The organism is Collinsella aerofaciens (genome assembly GCF_039758815.1).
Lineage (GTDB): Bacteria > Actinomycetota > Coriobacteriia > Coriobacteriales > Coriobacteriaceae > Collinsella > Collinsella aerofaciens_BP.
Genome location: NZ_JBDMSK010000034.1, coordinates 1 through 17,098, shown reverse-complemented (window position 1 = coordinate 17,098; position 17,098 = coordinate 1). Strand labels below are relative to the sequence as shown.

17 protein-coding genes are annotated in these 17,098 nt (G+C 58.0%); 6 read left to right on the top strand and 11 right to left on the bottom strand.

Going from position 1 to position 17,098, the window contains the following annotated elements:
- Positions 1-142: 142 nt before the first annotated feature.
- The 8 genes from ABHT90_RS09620 to ABHT90_RS09585 form a co-directional block, all read right to left on the bottom strand.
- Positions 143-961 (bottom strand): hypothetical protein, encoded by an 819-nt coding sequence (locus ABHT90_RS09620; RefSeq protein ID WP_346982355.1) that lies wholly within the window; start codon positions 959-961, stop codon positions 143-145.
- Positions 945-1,769: a hypothetical protein gene (locus ABHT90_RS09615; RefSeq protein ID WP_346982354.1), complete on the bottom strand. Its 825-nt coding sequence runs from the start codon at positions 1,767-1,769 to the stop codon at positions 945-947. The genes ABHT90_RS09620 and ABHT90_RS09615 overlap by 17 nt, the downstream gene beginning before the upstream one ends.
- Positions 1,766-2,527, bottom strand: a complete 762-nt coding sequence (locus ABHT90_RS09610) for an ABC transporter ATP-binding protein (RefSeq protein WP_346982353.1) — start codon at positions 2,525-2,527, stop codon at positions 1,766-1,768. The genes ABHT90_RS09615 and ABHT90_RS09610 overlap by 4 nt, the downstream gene beginning before the upstream one ends.
- Positions 2,528-2,671: 144 nt before the next feature.
- Entirely contained in the window at positions 2,672-3,001 is a 330-nt protein-coding gene (locus ABHT90_RS09605; RefSeq protein WP_089572320.1) for a helix-turn-helix domain-containing protein, read from the bottom strand.
- Positions 3,002-3,009: 8 nt separating this feature from the next.
- Positions 3,010-3,570 (bottom strand): hypothetical protein, encoded by a 561-nt coding sequence (locus ABHT90_RS09600; protein ID WP_346982352.1) that lies wholly within the window; start codon positions 3,568-3,570, stop codon positions 3,010-3,012.
- A gap of 231 nt (positions 3,571-3,801) precedes the next feature.
- Positions 3,802-4,158, bottom strand: a complete 357-nt coding sequence (locus ABHT90_RS09595; protein ID WP_089572324.1) for an Hpt domain-containing protein — start codon at positions 4,156-4,158, stop codon at positions 3,802-3,804.
- A gap of 24 nt (positions 4,159-4,182) precedes the next feature.
- The gene (locus ABHT90_RS09590; protein ID WP_346982351.1) at positions 4,183-6,063 is read right to left on the bottom strand and encodes a diguanylate cyclase; all 1,881 of its coding nucleotides are present in this window, start codon (positions 6,061-6,063) and stop codon (positions 4,183-4,185) included.
- A 211-nt stretch (positions 6,064-6,274) separates the two neighbouring features.
- Entirely contained in the window at positions 6,275-7,072 is a 798-nt protein-coding gene (locus ABHT90_RS09585) for an alpha/beta fold hydrolase (protein WP_346982350.1), read from the bottom strand.
- Positions 7,073-7,297: 225 nt separating this feature from the next.
- On the opposite strand from ABHT90_RS09585, the gene ABHT90_RS09580 reads away from it, so the two are divergent.
- From ABHT90_RS09580 to ABHT90_RS09570, 3 genes are all read left to right on the top strand, one after another.
- Positions 7,298-8,074 carry a radical SAM protein gene (locus tag ABHT90_RS09580; RefSeq protein WP_346982349.1) on the top strand — a complete coding sequence of 259 codons (777 nt, stop codon included), beginning with the start codon at positions 7,298-7,300 and terminating at the stop codon, positions 8,072-8,074.
- A 159-nt stretch (positions 8,075-8,233) separates the two neighbouring features.
- A complete protein-coding gene (gene map, locus ABHT90_RS09575) occupies positions 8,234-9,121 on the top strand; it encodes a type I methionyl aminopeptidase (protein WP_128620379.1) in 888 nt (295 codons plus the stop codon).
- A gap of 130 nt (positions 9,122-9,251) precedes the next feature.
- On the top strand, positions 9,252-10,187 hold the full coding sequence (locus tag ABHT90_RS09570) for a D-2-hydroxyacid dehydrogenase (RefSeq protein WP_346982348.1): 936 nt from the start codon (positions 9,252-9,254) through the stop codon (positions 10,185-10,187).
- Between the two features lie 264 nt (positions 10,188-10,451).
- Here the strand turns inward: ABHT90_RS09570 and ABHT90_RS09565 are convergent, their stop codons facing one another.
- The 3 genes from ABHT90_RS09565 to ABHT90_RS09555 form a co-directional block, all read right to left on the bottom strand.
- Positions 10,452-10,943, bottom strand: a complete 492-nt coding sequence (locus tag ABHT90_RS09565) for a PIN domain-containing protein (RefSeq protein ID WP_346982347.1) — start codon at positions 10,941-10,943, stop codon at positions 10,452-10,454.
- Complete coding sequence (locus tag ABHT90_RS09560; protein ID WP_117584152.1) at positions 10,936-11,316, bottom strand: translation repressor RelB; 381 nt, start codon at positions 11,314-11,316, stop codon at positions 10,936-10,938. The genes ABHT90_RS09565 and ABHT90_RS09560 overlap by 8 nt, the downstream gene beginning before the upstream one ends.
- A 213-nt stretch (positions 11,317-11,529) precedes the next feature.
- Complete coding sequence (locus tag ABHT90_RS09555; RefSeq protein ID WP_346982346.1) at positions 11,530-12,915, bottom strand: M18 family aminopeptidase; 1,386 nt, start codon at positions 12,913-12,915, stop codon at positions 11,530-11,532.
- A gap of 161 nt (positions 12,916-13,076) precedes the next feature.
- Between ABHT90_RS09555 and ABHT90_RS09550 the strand changes: the two genes are divergently transcribed.
- The 3 genes from ABHT90_RS09550 to ABHT90_RS09540 all read left to right on the top strand — a co-directional run bounded on the left by ABHT90_RS09550 (position 13,077) and on the right by ABHT90_RS09540 (position 16,780).
- Positions 13,077-14,162 (top strand): carcinine hydrolase/isopenicillin-N N-acyltransferase family protein, encoded by a 1,086-nt coding sequence (locus ABHT90_RS09550; protein WP_346982345.1) that lies wholly within the window; start codon positions 13,077-13,079, stop codon positions 14,160-14,162.
- Positions 14,163-14,302: 140 nt separating this feature from the next.
- A complete protein-coding gene (locus tag ABHT90_RS09545; protein WP_346982344.1) occupies positions 14,303-15,382 on the top strand; it encodes a 6-phosphofructokinase in 1,080 nt (359 codons plus the stop codon).
- A 459-nt stretch (positions 15,383-15,841) separates the two neighbouring features.
- Complete coding sequence (locus ABHT90_RS09540) at positions 15,842-16,780, top strand: helix-turn-helix domain-containing protein (protein WP_346982343.1); 939 nt, start codon at positions 15,842-15,844, stop codon at positions 16,778-16,780.
- Positions 16,781-17,098: the final 318 nt, after the last annotated feature.

Sequence of the window (17,098 nt, the reverse complement as noted above, 5' to 3'; positions counted from 1 at the left end):
TGCCCGTATCGTAGGCAATGCGCCGAATGCTCGCCATCGAAATTTATCGATGGCCTATTTCAGACTGTAATGGGCGGACACCAGCTACGGTGCCCGCCCCCCTGTATTTGATATGCTCGGTATGATTATCCCTCACAAACAATCAGAGAAATCTCGACCGCAATCGGTCGACAGTAAAGCAAATGATAAAAACGCTTGCTACGTTTATGAGACAGTCAATTAAAATCGAGATGCATTGACCATTCCCCAACGGGGTCACGCCGCAAATCCACATGAGCATCGAGGCTGGAAGCGGAAGCATGGAATTGGCCCCGATCTGTATGTAGATCGCTACGACGTTGACAAGCAACAGCATGCCAATCGAACCGAAGCCGGACCCAAAATAGGAAACAACGATTACGCAAGAAACCACGTATGCAAGGCAGGCAGCGGCAGCAAGAACAAGTCGATAGCAAAATACATGCAGGTTGAAATACTGCTGAGCATCCGAAACGATTGCGCAGTTAAGACAGTACAAAACGACACTCGACAGGACAAACGCGCCCAAAAGGGCAAAAGAAGATAGCACCACTCGCGCAACGATAGCGCACACACGCTTCCCTCCCCGAGCCTCCGACAACCCCCACGGTTCCTCGACAAAGCCCGAACTGACAAAGCGCGGCACAATGCAAGCCGCGATGAATGGAAAGAACAATGCATGGGCCAACGGGGCTACGTTGAACAGCAGACCGCGAAAAACCTCTGCATTGCCAAATAGAAGGACATCCTCCGCCGATAGCCGAAGCGTCGGGTCTGGGAAAAAACCCAAGAAACTGTTCTCACGGAGGCTACAGAACCACATCGGGAAAGAATTAAGCTGCAATATCACCATGTACGCATAAATTACCAGGATTAAGGCGTACGCCCATTTGCTCACATGCTTCAATTCTGACTGGAGAAGTCTTTTAATCTGACGAGCCATTGAGCACACCCCCAGCGCGAAAGCTCAAGAGAGCGTAAATCAATACCGATAGACAGCTGGCTGCCACGCCATATCCCAGAAGCGTCAGCTGCCCCATATCGCTATACCCAAGGGCACATCCGACTCCAAGGTACGGCCCCGGAAGGAAGAAGATCCATCGCAAGGATGGTATAGGTGCCTGAAGGAAGGCTCCGTAGAGCGTCAAGCTCATGATAAATCCAACTATCACCACGGCCCCGCTCAATACAGCGCTGCCCGTTATCCGATAGATGGTCACCGTCTCCAGCGCAACTGATATCACCAATACGGCGTTGACTATCATTGCAGGCAAAAATACAGTTAGTATGTTGTGCGAGTAGTTATGCCCTCCACGTATGATGGCTATTGCAAAAAGAAGAAGGCAAAGCGCGCTATACGCTGCGCCAATTATTAAAGCAGACGAAAATGCATGGGCTAGAGCCCCATAAAAGCGGTTGAGACCTCTTGCCGAAGAAATTCGGTGCCCCTCTTTATAGCCATGCTCCTGTAAAAGCACCAAACAAACGATGAGTGGAACGAACAGGGATGTACCGGCAAAAGCGCTGCGCGCAAGGGACTCATCAGGCGCAGAAGGATCGATTGCATTCCAGAGGAAACCAATATCCTCCCCACAAACGCCATAGCCAAAGGCGAGCAACGTTGTTCCGTTTTTTAGAAAGATGCCGAAGAGAAGGCCGAACGCCAGCATAAGCGCAAGACCAAACTTCGCCGGAAATATCCTGTGCAAACGCATCATATCTGCCTTTATGGGATGGATCGCCCGCTTCATAGCGAGACCGCCTTCATCAAGCGCCTGTAATACTCTTTTAGGGATGGCGCCTCATCCCTTATGACGTCCATCGATTCCTTTTTTAGCAGTTCACCGTCATGAAGAAACAGGCAGCTTGTTGCAACCGATGCCAGCTCATCCAAGTCGTGGCTAGAGATAAGCATGGTTTTGCCCTGCTCCCGATTCAATCGACCGATAAGGGCCCATATACTCTCGATGCCCAACGGATCCAATCCATTTGCCGGCTCATCGAAAATTAGTACGTCGGTGTCGCCCAATAAAGCCGTAGCTATATCCAGTCGCCGTTTCATTCCCAGAGAAAAACTGCTCACGCTCTTTTTCTCATCGACGTCCAGCCCGACTAGACCCAAGACACGAGGAACCTCACGTTTCTCATCGAGCCCCCATTCCGCACATCGGATCCGAAGATTCTCAGCCGCACTGAGGGATTGGTATGCTCCGCAGGAATCTGGCACATAGCCGACACGCGTCCGCATCAGGCTCAGCTCTTTTTTCGACTTGCCTCCAAAGAGCTCCACGCTCCCCGACGATGGCTCACAGAGGCCCAATACGATTTTAATAAGCGTGCTTTTGCCCGCCCCGTTTGCACCAACAAGGGCGCAGAGCTCAGACTGATGTACCTCGAAGGAAACGTCATGCAAAACGCGCCGTTTCCCGTAGCGCTTTGATACTTTTGATAGCTTTATCGCTGATGCGTTCATTGGCCTCCCGTTCCGCTTGATAGCAAAACCGCTCATATCGCTCCTTCTTTCCTTTATCGTTTTCCATAGTTATTATTGTTTTTCGATAACTCGTATTTGTCAAGATAATCTAAAAGAAAGAACCCGTGTTAGACACGAGTCCCTTCACGCTGATATTTCGTTTTAGTTGTTCGCCTTAAGCTACTCGTCACTCAAATCGACAGCGAAGACTGATGTCGGAAGCGACGCCTCGTTGCCTCCGCCATCCCGCATCTGTCTCACGACATTTTTCGCGCGCTCGACAATAAGCTCCTCAAGCTCTTTCTCGCTCACGCGCTGAATAATATCTCCCGGTTGACAATCAAGCTCATCACAGATATCGAGAAGCGTCTTTAGGCGAATAGCTTTTATCTTTCCGTTTCTAAGCTTTGAAATATTAGCCGGAGTATGCCCCGTCGCCCGAATCAGATCAGCGCTGGTCTTTCCGGTCTTAAGCAGCTGCGTCTCAAGCTCGATGATGAGATAGCTCATGTTTCCTCCTACACAAGCTCGTCAGACTGCTCTTGGAGCAGCGAGGCATAACTCCAGATCGCCGAGATAAACAAACAGACAACTGCGCCGATAAACGACCCCGCATCAAAGGTAGCGCCTTGGCAAATCTCAATAACGAAGGAATGAGGCACGATGTAAAGCTCCAGTCCGCCAATGGTGAGACTAACCGATCCATAGGCACCAACAAGCGAAACCGCGGCGTTAACAGCAAAGGCAAGCGCGAGAACACGGATAAGCCGCACATGCGTCTTGGTAAAGGGCGAGACGCCCCGAGAGATATTACGGCTGATCCCGCACAAAACGACAAGCGAAATACCCACGACGAGCGCCAGGCACAGTCCGCTTGGGATAACGATGCACCCGCCATCGAGAAGCGTCACGACACCGAAAGAATCGACAGAAGCAACGTTTGCAACCGCATACCAGATCACGTAAACAACCAACGCGGCAAAAGCGACGAGCATCCCTGCAAAAACGGCTGCCATGCAAAAACCAAGCTTCCTGATATTTTCGCCCGCCTTGGCCATACGCTGAACGCTGTTGGACATACACTCACCCTCATCGACTCTATCGTTATTCGAACAGTTTATCGAACAACGATATGGATTGCATGCGGAAAGCCCCGCCAGTGCGCATAGGCCATTCACTAATCAGAAGGGGTGAGCGTGGATTTTTGGACACGTATCGAACGAGAGTGGATAATCTCCCACTTTGAGGCCGCCACCGGGCCTAAAACGGGAGATTATCCACTCTCATAGTCAATCAAGGCTCACAGCCTCTTACTCGGCCGCCTCGCGCAGGGCCGACATCGTAGCCGCATATTGCTGCTGCAGCGCATGCATTCCCTCGCGGGCACCATCAACGGCATCGGCGCCACGCAGCGCCTCGGTCACCACGACCGCCGGCTCGTACAGATTATCGAATCCCAGGTTCTGGCTCACGCCCTTGAGCGTGTGCGCTGCCATAAACGCACCTTCGGCGTCTCCTGCCGCCATGGCGGCCTCCAGCTTGTCCATGCTCTCGTCATCCAAAAACTTGAGGGCAAAGCGGGCAAGCATTTCCCCGCCCATCAGCCGAGCGCACGCGTCGTCATAATTAGCGCCGATCTTCTCATACGCCTCACGCATGGAAATCATAAATCAAAAACTCCTTTGTTCAAACTAAATCGTGGGGAACGCAACGACGTCGGCGGGGCGTGCCAAGGTTTCGGCAATGCGGTCTTGCACCTCGAGCAGGCAGTCGAGCAGCAGCGGGTTAAAGGTGCCGCACTTACCGTCCAGGATCATCTTGATCGCTTCCTCGTGCGGGATGGCATCCTTGTACACGCGCACGCTCGTCAGCGCATCGTACACGTCGGCCACCGAAACCACCTGTGCGGCGATGGGGATATCGTCGCCCTTAAGACCGTCGGGATAACCCATGCCGTCCCAGCGCTCGTGGTGCCAACGCGCAATCTGGTACGCATATTCCAAAAGCGCATTGCCGGCGTGATGGCTGCCCAGCTCGAGCAGCATGTTGGCGCCAATCGTGGTATGCGTCTTCATAATCTCGAATTCCTCGGGCGTGAGGCGCCCGGGCTTGTTGAGGATCGCATCGTCAATCGACATCTTGCCGATATCGTGCAGCGCCGAAGCCAGGGCGATCGTGGAGCGTTCCTCATTGTCGAGGAAGATCGTGCCGCTACGCTGGACCAGATAGCCAAGCAGCAGCTCGGTCAGCTTTTCGATGTTCGTAACGTGCCTACCGCTCTCGCCGTTGCGAAGCTCCATGACGCCGGCCATGATGTCGATGAGCATGCGACTGTTCTTGACGCGCTCGTTGTACTGTTGGGACAGCAGGTTCGTCAGGCGGCGCTGTTTGGCGTACAGGCGGATGGTGTTGCTTACGCGGCGGCGCACGACACGGGAGTCAAACGGGCGGTTGATATAGTCCGAGGCGCCCAGCTCGTACGCGCGCAGAACCGCATCATCGGAATCTTCGCTCGAAATCATGATGACAGGCAGATTATCGATACCCGATCGGCGCGACAGATCGGCCAGCACCTCAAAGCCGCTTATGCCCGGCATCACAATGTCCAGCAGCACGAGCGACAACTCATCGCCATAGCGGTCGACCATGTCGAGCGCCGCACGACCGTTATCGGCCTCGAGGATGCAATGCTCGTCCTTGAGCATCTCGCTGAGAATGGCTCGGTTCATCTCGGAGTCATCGGCGATAAGCACCAAAGGCTTTTCGCTTTGGAAGGCCTCGATGGAATCGGCATCGGTCACGACCGTACCGGCTTTTGCCTTAGCGCGGCTCAGTAACTGAGCAGCGCGGCCAACGCCCTCATCGACCGTCTCGCCATGAATGCGAACGCCACCAACACATGCCGTCAAGCTCACGTACTCATGGCCCGGAATAATCGTGGAATGAACGGCATCGGACACCTGATGCAGGCGACGGGTGAAGTCATCGGAGGGAATATTGGGCATGACAACCACAAACTTGTCGCAGCCATAGCGCACAAGCTCGTCAGTCGAACGAATTCCGCTGCGTATGGCTGTCGCCACAGCACCGAGCGCAAGGTCGCCGGCATGACGGCCACACGTATCGTTGAAGGCCCTAAAATCATCAACGTCGATCATCGCAACGCCGGCATTCATGCGGGCGCTGCGAAGCTTTTCCTCGTAATATCGGCGATTGCGCACGCTCGTCAGCACGTCGGTGTAGACAAGGTCCTCTTCCGCGGCCTCTTGCTCATCAATCGGACGCACCATCAGCAAGACGTGAGGCTCGCCCTCGACCTTCAGAGGGCGTAGACGGGCGCGGTACTCAGTGCCATCATTGAGCAGTTGCTCCGACACCTCATCGGAGTCTGCCAAAGCCTCAAGACTCGACTGACGCAGACAAGGGCAGCGATCGCCGGCGAGCAAGCAGTTAGGCTCGCTCTTAATCTGATCGGCCGACAGCAAACGCACCACGGGGTAGTTCTTCGCGACACGGGCAACCTCAGCGGCAGCCTCCTCGTCGGTTAGATTGACCTCGTGATTATTGAGCATATGGGGCCCTTTCGATAGTTTCGCATGGTAGCGGTGGGTTCCAAATGCTACAAGGGTAACACCTTGTCGATGCAGGTAAGTACGTGAATGCTGTTACATTTTTATGAGTTGGCAGGCGGCGCGATTGAAGTCGCAGACGTGAGGTTTTGAGCACATTTGTTAACACGGCCGAAACGTTTGCGGGTGAAGCCTGCTTTGGCCATTGCGGGTGTTAGAGCCCCAGGATGCCACGGACAGCCCGGGCAGCCGCTGCCGGGCGATCGCGCAGACCGTTATGCGCGCCCGGGATCGTCACGAGAGGGCAATCGAGATATTCGGCAGCCGCTCGCGTGCCAGCCTCGCGGGGCGTGCCAATCGAGAGCTCGCCCAGGAGCACGGCGGCCACCGTTTTTGACGCGCGAACGCTATCCCAATCGGGAACGCAGGTCATAGTAATCCCGTATTCATTGGCCATGAAGCAACGACCATTGCGCAGGGCATGTTTGGCTTCCGCTTCGGTCGTTCCAGGAGCCTCGGGGTCCAAGTCGCCGAGGGCTCCCAAGAAAAGCCGGAGCGCCCTTGAAACCTTTCCAGCCGCAATCATATCGAGCAAAACCGGAGCTGCGCCCATGCCGACGCCTTCGGCCGACACAGCCGGCTCATGCAGAATCGCACGGTCGACGAGATGGGGTTCGGTACGAAGAAGCTCCAGCGCCACCAACGTACCGGCGCTGTGCGCAAGCACATTTGTCGGAGCGCCGACGTGTTCGATCACGGCCTGCAGGTCGGCGGCCTGAGCGGCAAGATCATAGCTGCCGTCTGCCGCTTCGCTGCTGCCACCACAGCCGCGGCGGTCGTAGGCAATTACGCGGTAGTTGCGGCTGAGCTCACAAGCGATGCCGTCGAAAAATGTGCCGTCAACACAAGCGCCGTGCACGCACACCAAGGCAGGAGTATCAGGCGACACATCCGGGCCGGCATATTCGCGACAGGCAATCGTGGTGCCCGCATTCTCGACCGTAAAATCCATGTTGTGCCCCCATCATCAATGCTCATCCAGTTGCACGTCAGCACGGTTGGATGGACCCGCATTGCTTTACGCCTTGTTAACAGATTAACTGTACCCGACCCGAGGCTTTTCATGGCACGGCATCATGAGCGACGTGAAAAAACGAAACTTGTAAAGCAAGAGCCCACACCTTGCTTTGGAGCCGATGCTATGCTTAGGCACAATTGTCTTGAGGAGCATATGCCTATGTCTACGTTTTTGAATGCCAGCCCCATCTTTGGGCCCGTTCGCAGCCGTCGCCTTGGTCTCTCGCTCGGCGTCAACATGATGCCGGCCAGCGGCAAAATCTGCACGTTCGACTGCATCTACTGCGAGAACGGCCTCAACGCCGAGCGCCCCTGCCATGAGCCGTATAACACGGCTGCCGTGGTACTCGAAGCGCTCGAGGCAAAGCTGCGCGAGATGGCAGCCGAGGGCGAGCTCCCCGATGTAATCACCTTCGCAGGCAACGGCGAGCCCACCGCCGCACCGGAGTTTCCACAGGCCATCGCCGGCGCCGTCGCGCTGCGCGACGAGCTTGCCCCAAACTCCAAGATCGCCGTGCTCTCCAACGGCACGCGCGCCGACCGCCCCGAGGTGCACGACGCGCTCATGATGGTCGACGACAACATTCTTAAGCTCGATACCGTCGACCCGGCGTTTATCCAGCTGCTCGACCAGCCCGTTGGCCCCTATGACGTCGAGCACCAGATCGAGACGTTCGCAAGCTTTGACGGTCACGTCATTATCCAGACGATGTTTTTGAGCGGTGAGTACCGGAGCAAGTCTCTCGATAACACCGGCGAGGAGTACGTTGCCCCCTGGCTCGCGGCGCTCGAGCGCATTCGTCCGCAGGAGACGACCATCTACACGGTGGCACGCGAGACGCCGGTCGCCGGCCTTGCCAAAGCAGCGCCCGAGGTGCTCGACGCCATCGCCGCGCGCGTCCAAGCCCTCGGCATTCCCTGCCAGGTGAGCTACTAGCAAAACCACATAGCAGCTAGTGCCGCCATCCCGCCCCATCAGTTGCGGTGATATAGTTCCTATTTGTGCTGTTAAACCGCTTAAATCGGAACTATATCACCGCAACTTTTATGGACACGTGGGTGGGCTATACTAGCTGCGAACGAAAGGAAGTTAGCCATGTATGACAAAGGACCCGTACCCGGCCGCAACGACGCTTGCTGGTGCGGCAGCGGCAAAAAATATAAGAAATGCCATAGCGCCTTCGACGAGCGCCTCGAGCGCCTGTGGGAGGAGGGCTGGGAGGTTCTACCCCGTACGCTCTACAAGACTCCCGCCGATATCGAGGGCATCAAGCGCTCGGCAGCCATCAACGTGGGCGTGCTCGATTATGTGGGCGAGCATATCGCCGCAGGCATGACCACCAACCAGATCGACCAGATGATCTACGACTACACCGTCGAGCACGGTGGCACGCCGGCCGACCTTAACTACGAGGGCTATCCCAAGAGCGTGTGCACCTCGATCAACGACGTCGTCTGCCACGGCATCCCCTGCGATGCGGATGTGCTGCACGAGGGCGACATCATCAACGTAGACTGCTCCACGATCTTGGACGGTTACTTTAGTGATTCGAGCCGCATGTTCTGCATCGGCGAGGTCTCGGCCGAGCGCCAGCGCCTGGTCGACGTCACCCGTGCCAGCGTGGAGGCGGGTCTGGCAGCCGTCAAGCCATGGCTACCGCTCTCCGTTATGGCCGAGGCTGTGCAAAAGACCGTCGAGGACGCCGGCTTTAGCGTGGTGCGTGAGTACGGCGGACACGGCATCGGTAAGGAGTTCCACGAGGACCCGTTTGTGGGCTTTACCACCGAGGCGCCCGACGTAGACACCATCATGGTGCCGGGCATGGTCTTTACCATCGAGCCCATGGTCAACGCCGGAGCGCCCGATATCAAGATTAGCAAGGGCGACGGCTGGTGCGTGCGCACCAAGGACGGCAGCGATTCGGCCCAGTGCGAGGTACAGCTCGTGGTGACCGAGGACGGCTACGAGCTGCTGAGCTGGTAGCCGTGGATGCGCCGGATGCCGACGGGCACGCCCGTCTTGCATCCGGCGTTTTTGTTTGAACGTTTGTCTGATAAAACCTGCCAAAATAAACCTGTCCCTTTTTTGGCAGGTTGAGCGGAGAGGACTGCCTGTGAACATCCTGGTTTTGCTGCCCGTCAACGACCGTCATCGCGCAATTCTTGAGTCGAGCGCTCCGGGCGAGGACTTTATCTACACGAGCGCCGACGCCGCCACGCGCAAGCAGGTCGCCGATGCCGACGTGATCCTGGGCAACATCGACCCTGACATGCTCACGGCATGCGAGCATCTCCAGCTGTTGCAATTGCAGACCGCCGGCTATGACGACTACCTTGCCGCCGGCACCGTGCCAGCCGACGCCAAACTGTCTTGCTCGGTGGGCGCCTACGGCCAGGCCGTGAGCGAGCACATGTTTGCCATGGTCCTTTCCATGATGAAGCGCCTGCCCGGCTATCACGACTTGCAGCGCGAGCATCGCTGGGAGGATTTGGGGCCGGTTACCTCGCTCAAAAATGCCAACGTGCTGGTGCTGGGCGCGGGCGATATCGGCGGCCACTTTGCCACGCTCTGCCGCAGCATGGGCGCACACGTCCGCGGCATCAAGCGCCGTCCGCTCGTCTACCCCATTGTGTTTGAGGACATGGACGGCATGGATGCCCTGCCCGAACGCCTGGCCGAGGCAGACGTCGTCGCATCCTTTATGCCCAGCACACCCGAGACCCGCGGCCTGGCGAACGCCGAGTTCTTCGCCGCGATGAAGCCGGGCGCCTTCTTTGCCAACGGCGGCCGCGGCGATCTTGTGGTTGCCGACGACCTAGTTGCCGCCCTGGAATCAGGACATCTCGCCGGCGCCGCGGTCGACGTCACCGACCCCGAGCCGCTGCCCGAGACAAGCCCGTTGTGGGATGCGCCCAACATGCTCATCACGCCGCACGTCTCAGGTTGGTTCCACCTGGCAGCCACGCTCAACAATGTGGTCGACATTGCCGCGGAGAACCTGCGTCACCTGCAAGCCGGCGAGACCCTGCGCTGCTGGATCGAACATTAGGGTTCCGCCGTTCTAACGAACGGCGGACCACTCGACGCTGCGAGCCCGTCTGGACGGCAATCTGCCTTTCAATCGTCGGGCATGGCCAGAAGGCCAATGCCCTCCTCTTTCAAGGCACCTTGCTCGACCAGACGGGCTCTCGCTGACTTTTGTTCAACCTGCGGGGTCTGGCTGGTGCGTGCTCAGCCTGTGGGATCTGCCTGGTGTTGGCTCTGCCTATGGGCTCTCGCTGACTTTTGTTCGACCTGCGAGTTCTTCAAATTGCTAGAGCGTTGCTAAATAATTTTTTGCGTCTTCTACGCTCATTGCTGCAACGGGTGCGTGTGAACAGAGTTTGGCATCGTTGGTGACCAGGAGATCTGCCTTTGCGCGTATCGCTGCCGCAATGATTAAATCGTCTTCGTAATCGCTATGGAGCTCACGCTGCCTGCTCGCCATCCATATATCGCTCAGGTCACAGGGCACTGGCGTGGCAAGCTGCGACAGCACGCTAAGACAATCCCATGCAAGCGATGTCGCTGCCGCAGCGGCATCTTGGGAAAGCGAACCATGCTCGCGCCGATACCATGCCTTATGTTCGCTTGAAATCAAATAAAACAGGTCTTTGGACGATGTCGCCGCATACAGCAAATCAACCTGCGCCGTGCATGCATCGCGTAAAAACTCAATCGCCACCGAACGACCACGTCGTGAGGGAATGAAGTAATCGAGCCACACGTTGGTGTCAACCAAGATGCGCTTTGGAGTCTCACTCATAGAGCCAGCTCATCTCCTCGCCATAGCGATCCGCATAGGCATTCCGTTTGAGCTCTTCGTCGTCCGATGGCTGAGCCTTGACCATATCGATTCCCGATTCACAGCAAGCGGCAGCGAACAGCTTCGACCCCTGATCCATAAGCTCGAGCTTACGTTTGGCGGCCTTTTCGCGCTCGCGCTGTTCCGCCCGGGCACGACTGGGCAGCAGGATATCCTCGAGCGCACCGGGGCGATCGGCCAGCGACGCTGCAAGCTGCCAGAGCGCTCGCACCGCTTGGCTCGGCGTCATACCGGCCTTGGAGAGAGCGGCGTCCCCACTCCTTTTAAGATCGGCATCGAGACGTACGTTGATCTGAGCGGCTGTTGTGGTCATGACCCCTCCTTAATACTTCAAAATATCATAAAGCTCTATGGTAGATACGTAAAGCATATATAGCATTTATAAGCATTAGCCGTACTCTGTACACAAAAAGCCGCCGAGGCGCACTGCACCTCGGCGGCCACGTATCACCGATCTAGTTCGGTTTCACCCTTTGCATTCGCCCAGATAAAACCTGCCAAAATTAACATCCCTTTTTGGCAGGTTTTAGAACTCTACGCTTTCGGCGCCGTTGATATGGAGGTCACGCTCGTAGAAGGCGGTGAGGGCGCGGATGGCGTGCATCACGTCGCGAACGCCGCCGGTCTCGTAGCTCGAGTGCATGGCCAGCTGCGGCAGGCCCACGTCCACGGCGTGCATGCTCACCTGCATGTTGGACAGGTTGCCGAGCGTGGAGCCACCCGCCATATCGCTCTTGTTGGCGAAGGCCTGCGTGGGCACGTCGGCGTCATCGCAAATGGCCTGGAACACCGCGCGGCTAAAGGCGTCGGTGCAGTAGTGCTGGTTGGCGGCCTCCTTGATGACGATGCCGCCGTTGAGCACAACCTGGTTGCGGGCGTCGCACTTCTCGGCGTGGTTGGGGTGCACGGCATGCGCGTTGTCGCAGCTCACGAGCATCGAAGCGGCAAGCGCACGGTGGTACGACTCGTCGTCAAAGCCCAGCGATCCGTTGATGCGGCGCAGCGCGTCGGCCAAGAACGTCGACATGGCGCCCTGCTTGGTCTCGGAGCCAACCTCCTCGTTATCGAAGCAGCAAAAGACCGAAACGTCGTGCGCGTTCTCGGCACCCAAAAATGCCTGCAGCGAGGTGTAGGCGCAGGCCAGGTCGTCGAGCTTGGACGTCGAGATAAACTCGTCGGCCCAGCCCCAAATGCGCGCATCCTGACGATTGACCAGGAACAGATCGCGGCCCAGAATTTGCTCGGGCTCAACATCCAGCTCGTCGGCGATCAGGGCGTCAAAGTCACCCTGCTTAAGGTCACCAGCGCTGATGAGCGGGCACAGGTCAACGGCTCGGTTGGGAGCAAAGCTCTCGTTAACGCCACGGTTCATGTGGATGGCAAGGCTCGGAATAATGGCAACCTCGCGCTCGGTGGCAAGCAGGCGGCTCTCGATACGGTCGCCTTCGCGCACCAGTACGCGACCCGCGAGTGCCAGCGGACGATCGAACCAGGTGTAGTCGATCATGCCGCCGTAGGCCTCGGTGTTCAGGCGCAGCGTCTCGCCCGCGCCGTCGAGCTCGGGCACGGCCTTAACCTTAAACGTCGGCGAATCGCTGTGTGACGCCGTGAGTTGAAAATGATAGTCGCCGGCAACGCCGTCCTCGCCCCACGTCGCGGCCAAGTCCTCGCCCACCTTAAAGGCAACAACGCTCGAGGTGTTGCGCTGCGTGTAATAACGCCCGCCCGGCTCGATATCCCATGCCGCGTTCTCGGGCAGGTAGGTAAAGCCCGCCTCGTCGAGCTCGGCCATAATGGTCGCCGCCGTATGGAACATGCTGGGGCATGCCTCGATAAAGTCGATAAGGTCGTTGGCGGCCTCGATATCGTCGGCCGTCACATGCGCGCGCTCGGGCGTTTCCTGATCCGTCATGCTCTCCCCTTTCGCTGGGTTGATGGTCCCCTCCAGCATACCCCGCCGCGCCGGCGCCGCACTCTTCATTCCGTGCTTAATTCCGCGCCGCTCACCAAGTTGAGCCATCATGCCCGCGCTCCTTTTGCGACAATTGCGCTAACAGGACGAGAGGAGCCGTCATGAAGCCACGTAACATTGCCATCGCCTGCGGTGTCGCGGGAGTCGCCGTCGGCCTTGCCGCTGCCACCGGCATCGTTTACCGCAAGCAAATCAAGTCCGCCGCGTCGCTCAAACGCTTGACCGGCTATGCGGATGGCTATGACCTGTACGCAATCGACATCGCTTACGACTACGACCTCGACCGCATCATCGCCGTCGATGTGCGCGACGATCAGGCCTACATCGATGCTGTGGTGGCGCAGGTGTTGCCCGGCGTGCCGGCACATGTCCAGGCGCCCCAGTTTGCCTGCAGCGCTTTTGTCGCCGTAGATGCCGAAGGCCGCGTGCGCACCGGTCGCAATTACGACTTTAAGGACGACACCTCGGCGCTGCTGGTGCGCAATCACCCACGCGGCGGCTATGCCTCCATCGGCTTTGCGGCCCTCAATAACCTGGGCGCCAACACTCCACTTGGCTCCGTCGCCGGACGCGCCGCGGCGTTGATGGGCCCGTTTGCCCAGCTCGACGGCGTCAACGAATGCGGCGTGTCCATTGCCGTGCTCACCCTGGATTCCAAGCCCTGTAACCAGGACACACAGCGCCCCGTCATCAACACTTCGCTCGCCATCCGTCTGGTGCTCGACCGCGCAGCCACCACGCAGGAGGCCGTCGACCTGCTTTCTGCCTACGACATGCACGCCATGGCCGGACGCGACTATCACTTCTTTATCAACGACGCCGCCGGTGACGCGCGGGTGGTGGAGTGGGATCCGTGCGATCCCGACCGTGCATGCAAGGCGACGCCCGTACGCCAGGTCACGAACTTCTACGCCTGCTATGGCGACGAGGTGCTCCCCAACCAAAAGAACGGCGAGCTGGGCCATGGTAAAGAGCGCGCCGTCGCAATCGCCGGTGTCCTTGACGCCCATGCCGGCGCCCAAGATGAGGCAGTCGCTTGGAAGGCCCTACGCGCTGCAGCGCAAGAGCCCAATCCGGAAGACATCACCAGCAACACGCAGTGGTCGGTCGTCTTCGACAACACCGAGCCCGCTGCCGCCATCACGCTGCGCCGCCACTGGGGCGACGTCGATGCCTTCGCGCTGTAAGTAGCCAGGCCCATCGACCTTACGCTCGCCTGACGTTGCTTACATTTCTATACGCTTGAGCTAACACGTTTTACCCCCGTATCAACAGTGTGCGGGGGTAAACTTATGCGCATGTTATAACTTGCCCGGAAGGATTCATCATGCTTAGGATCGGTCTTCTTACCAGTGGCGGCGACTGCCAGGCGCTCAACGCCACCATGCGCGGCATCGTCAAAACGCTTATGACCAATAGCAAAGAGCCTATCGAGATCTATGGTTTTGAGGACGGCTACCAGGGCCTTATCTACAGCCGGTTCCGCGTCATGACGCCCGCCGATTTTAGCGGCATCCTTACCCGTGGCGGCACTATTCTGGGCACAAGCCGTACGCCGTTCAAGCGCCTGGATATTCCCGAGGCCGACGGCGTCGAAAAGGTGCCGGCAATGGTCCACACCTATCATAAGCTACAGCTCGACTGCCTGTTTATGCTGGGCGGCAACGGCTCCACCAAGACCGCCAACCGTCTGCGCGAAGAGGGCCTCAACGTTATCGCCCTGCCTAAGACCATCGATAACGACACCTGGGGCACCGAGTTGACGTTTGGCTTTACGAGCGCCATCGACGTCGCCACCAAGTGCATCGACGACATCCACACCACTGCCTCGAGTCACGGCCGCGTGTTTGTCATCGAGATCATGGGACACAAGGTTGGCTGGATTCCGCTGTATGCCGGCGTCGCGGGCGGCGCGGACGTCATCCTGATTCCCGAAATCCCCTACGACATGGACAACGTCATCAAGACCATCGAGCATCGCATGGAGACCGGCAGCCGCTTTACCATCGTGGCCGTCGCCGAGGGCGCTATCTCCAAGGAGGACGCGGCGCTGTCCAAGAAGGAATACAAGAAGAAGCTTGCCGAGCGCACGAGCCCGTCGATCGTCTACGACATCGCCAAGGAGATCGAGGCCAAGACTGGTCGCGAGACCCGCGTCGCCATCCCCGGCCACACGCAGCGCGGCGGCCAACCCGACGCCCAGGACCGCATCTTTGCGACCCAGTGCGGCGTCGAGGCAGCACTGGGATGCCTGCGCGGCGAGTTTGGCTACATGATTGCCCTGCGTGACGGCAAGATGTGCCACATGCCGCTCGAGGAGGTCGCCGGCAAGCTCAAGTTTGTCGACCCCCAGAGCGACCTGGTGCGCGAGGCCAAGGCGTTGGGCATCAGCTTCGGCGACGAATAACCTCGGCTGGAACCGCCCCCATCGGAGACCCCAAGGCTTACCTCCCAAATCGTCCTCGGACATGTCAGGACCCCGCCGTGCGCTTCGCGCGGCGGGGTCCTTCCGTCCTGCGGAAAGATTTGGGAGGTAAGCCCTGGGGTCTCCTGCGGTAACTGGGGAGGCCGAGGCTATTCGTCTTCTTGCTGCGGGTGCCTGGGCTGGAATTGAGTTGCGGTGAAATAGTTCCTGCTTAGTCCGCAAATGGCTGAATCCAAAAACTATTCCACCGCAACTTACTGAGTGGGGGCTCTTGGCTGCTACTTGCACTGACATTTGTCCTGAAATGGCTGGTCGTTAGGGATTGCTACCGGTAGTTGCGGTAGGGTTGGGGCAGATTCTAACTAGAAATGGTGGTCGCTACCGGTTGTTCTCGGCATACTCGGCTCATTCGATTACGGTCACCACATGAAAGGAACTGTCATGGATCTTGCGATGGCACAGCGCCTCGTCGATCGCCGCAAGGCTGCCGGGCTTTCTCAGGAGGCGCTTGCCGCCCAGCTGGGTGTGAGTCGTCAGGCTGTCAGTAAATGGGAGCGCAGCGAATCCTCGCCCGATACCGATAACCTTATTGCGCTCGCCGTGCTGTATGGCGTGTCGCTGGATGAGCTGCTGTATGGGGAGGCGGTGGCTAGCGCTGATGACTCACAGGCTGATGATGAGGCACAGAACAGCAACGCCGGCACCAAAGCTTCAGATAAGGCTGAAGAGGCTGAGGCTTCTACTGAGCACGCTGATTGCAGCGATAAGCCACTTGTCGATATTTCCCTCGCGCGCGGTATCCACGTCATTGATCCCAATAAAGGCGAGGAAGTCCATGTTGGCTGGAGCGGCATCCATGTGACCAACGAGCGCAAGGGCGAAGAGGTGCATGTGGGGCCGCGCGGCGTGCATATCGATACGCTTGAGGACGATGGACATAGCGTACGCACCAATGACGACGGCACCGTCACCATCGACGGCGAGACGTTTTCCAGCTGGAAGGAAGCACACGACAAGCTCGACCATCATGGCAAGCATTTCCACACCAAGGTCGGACGTGCATGGAACAAATTCCCCTTCCCTGCACTTGTTACTCTCGCCTATCTGGTGCTCGGCATTGTCTACGGCACATGGGGCATGGGGCTTTTCCTCGTCTTTCTGGTTCCCGTCTACTACGCGATTGGTGACTTCATCGATCGGCGCCACCTGTCTAAGCTGATCGAGGCCATCTACCCGGCAGCCGCCATCGCTTGGTTCCTCTACATGTGGCTCTGTTTGGGACAGCCCCATCCTGCATGGATCATCCTCATCACGATTCCCGTCATAAAGGCGCTCATGCGCTGGTGCCGCAAACAATGGAAGCACCGCAAACAGGCCTAACACGCTCCGACCCACCAGCACCCAACCGCCCCCGCCCTTCTCTTAAGTTGCGGTGAAATAGGGACTGTTTTGAGGCTCCAAAGCGCCAAACAGTCCGTATATCACCGCAACTTACAAACAACTGGGTCAGTTCCGGCACGGAGATTAGCATTGAGCTGACCGCGCGCCAAGAAAAGGGCCTATTTACTACGTTTAACTCGAGATGGCCGACCATACCCGCCTTTTCCGAAAATTGGCAAGCCCTCTACCTGCACTGATAATTGTTCTCGGGGGAAGCGGGCACTGCGGGGCGCGGCAACGGCGCGCGATTTCCGCGTC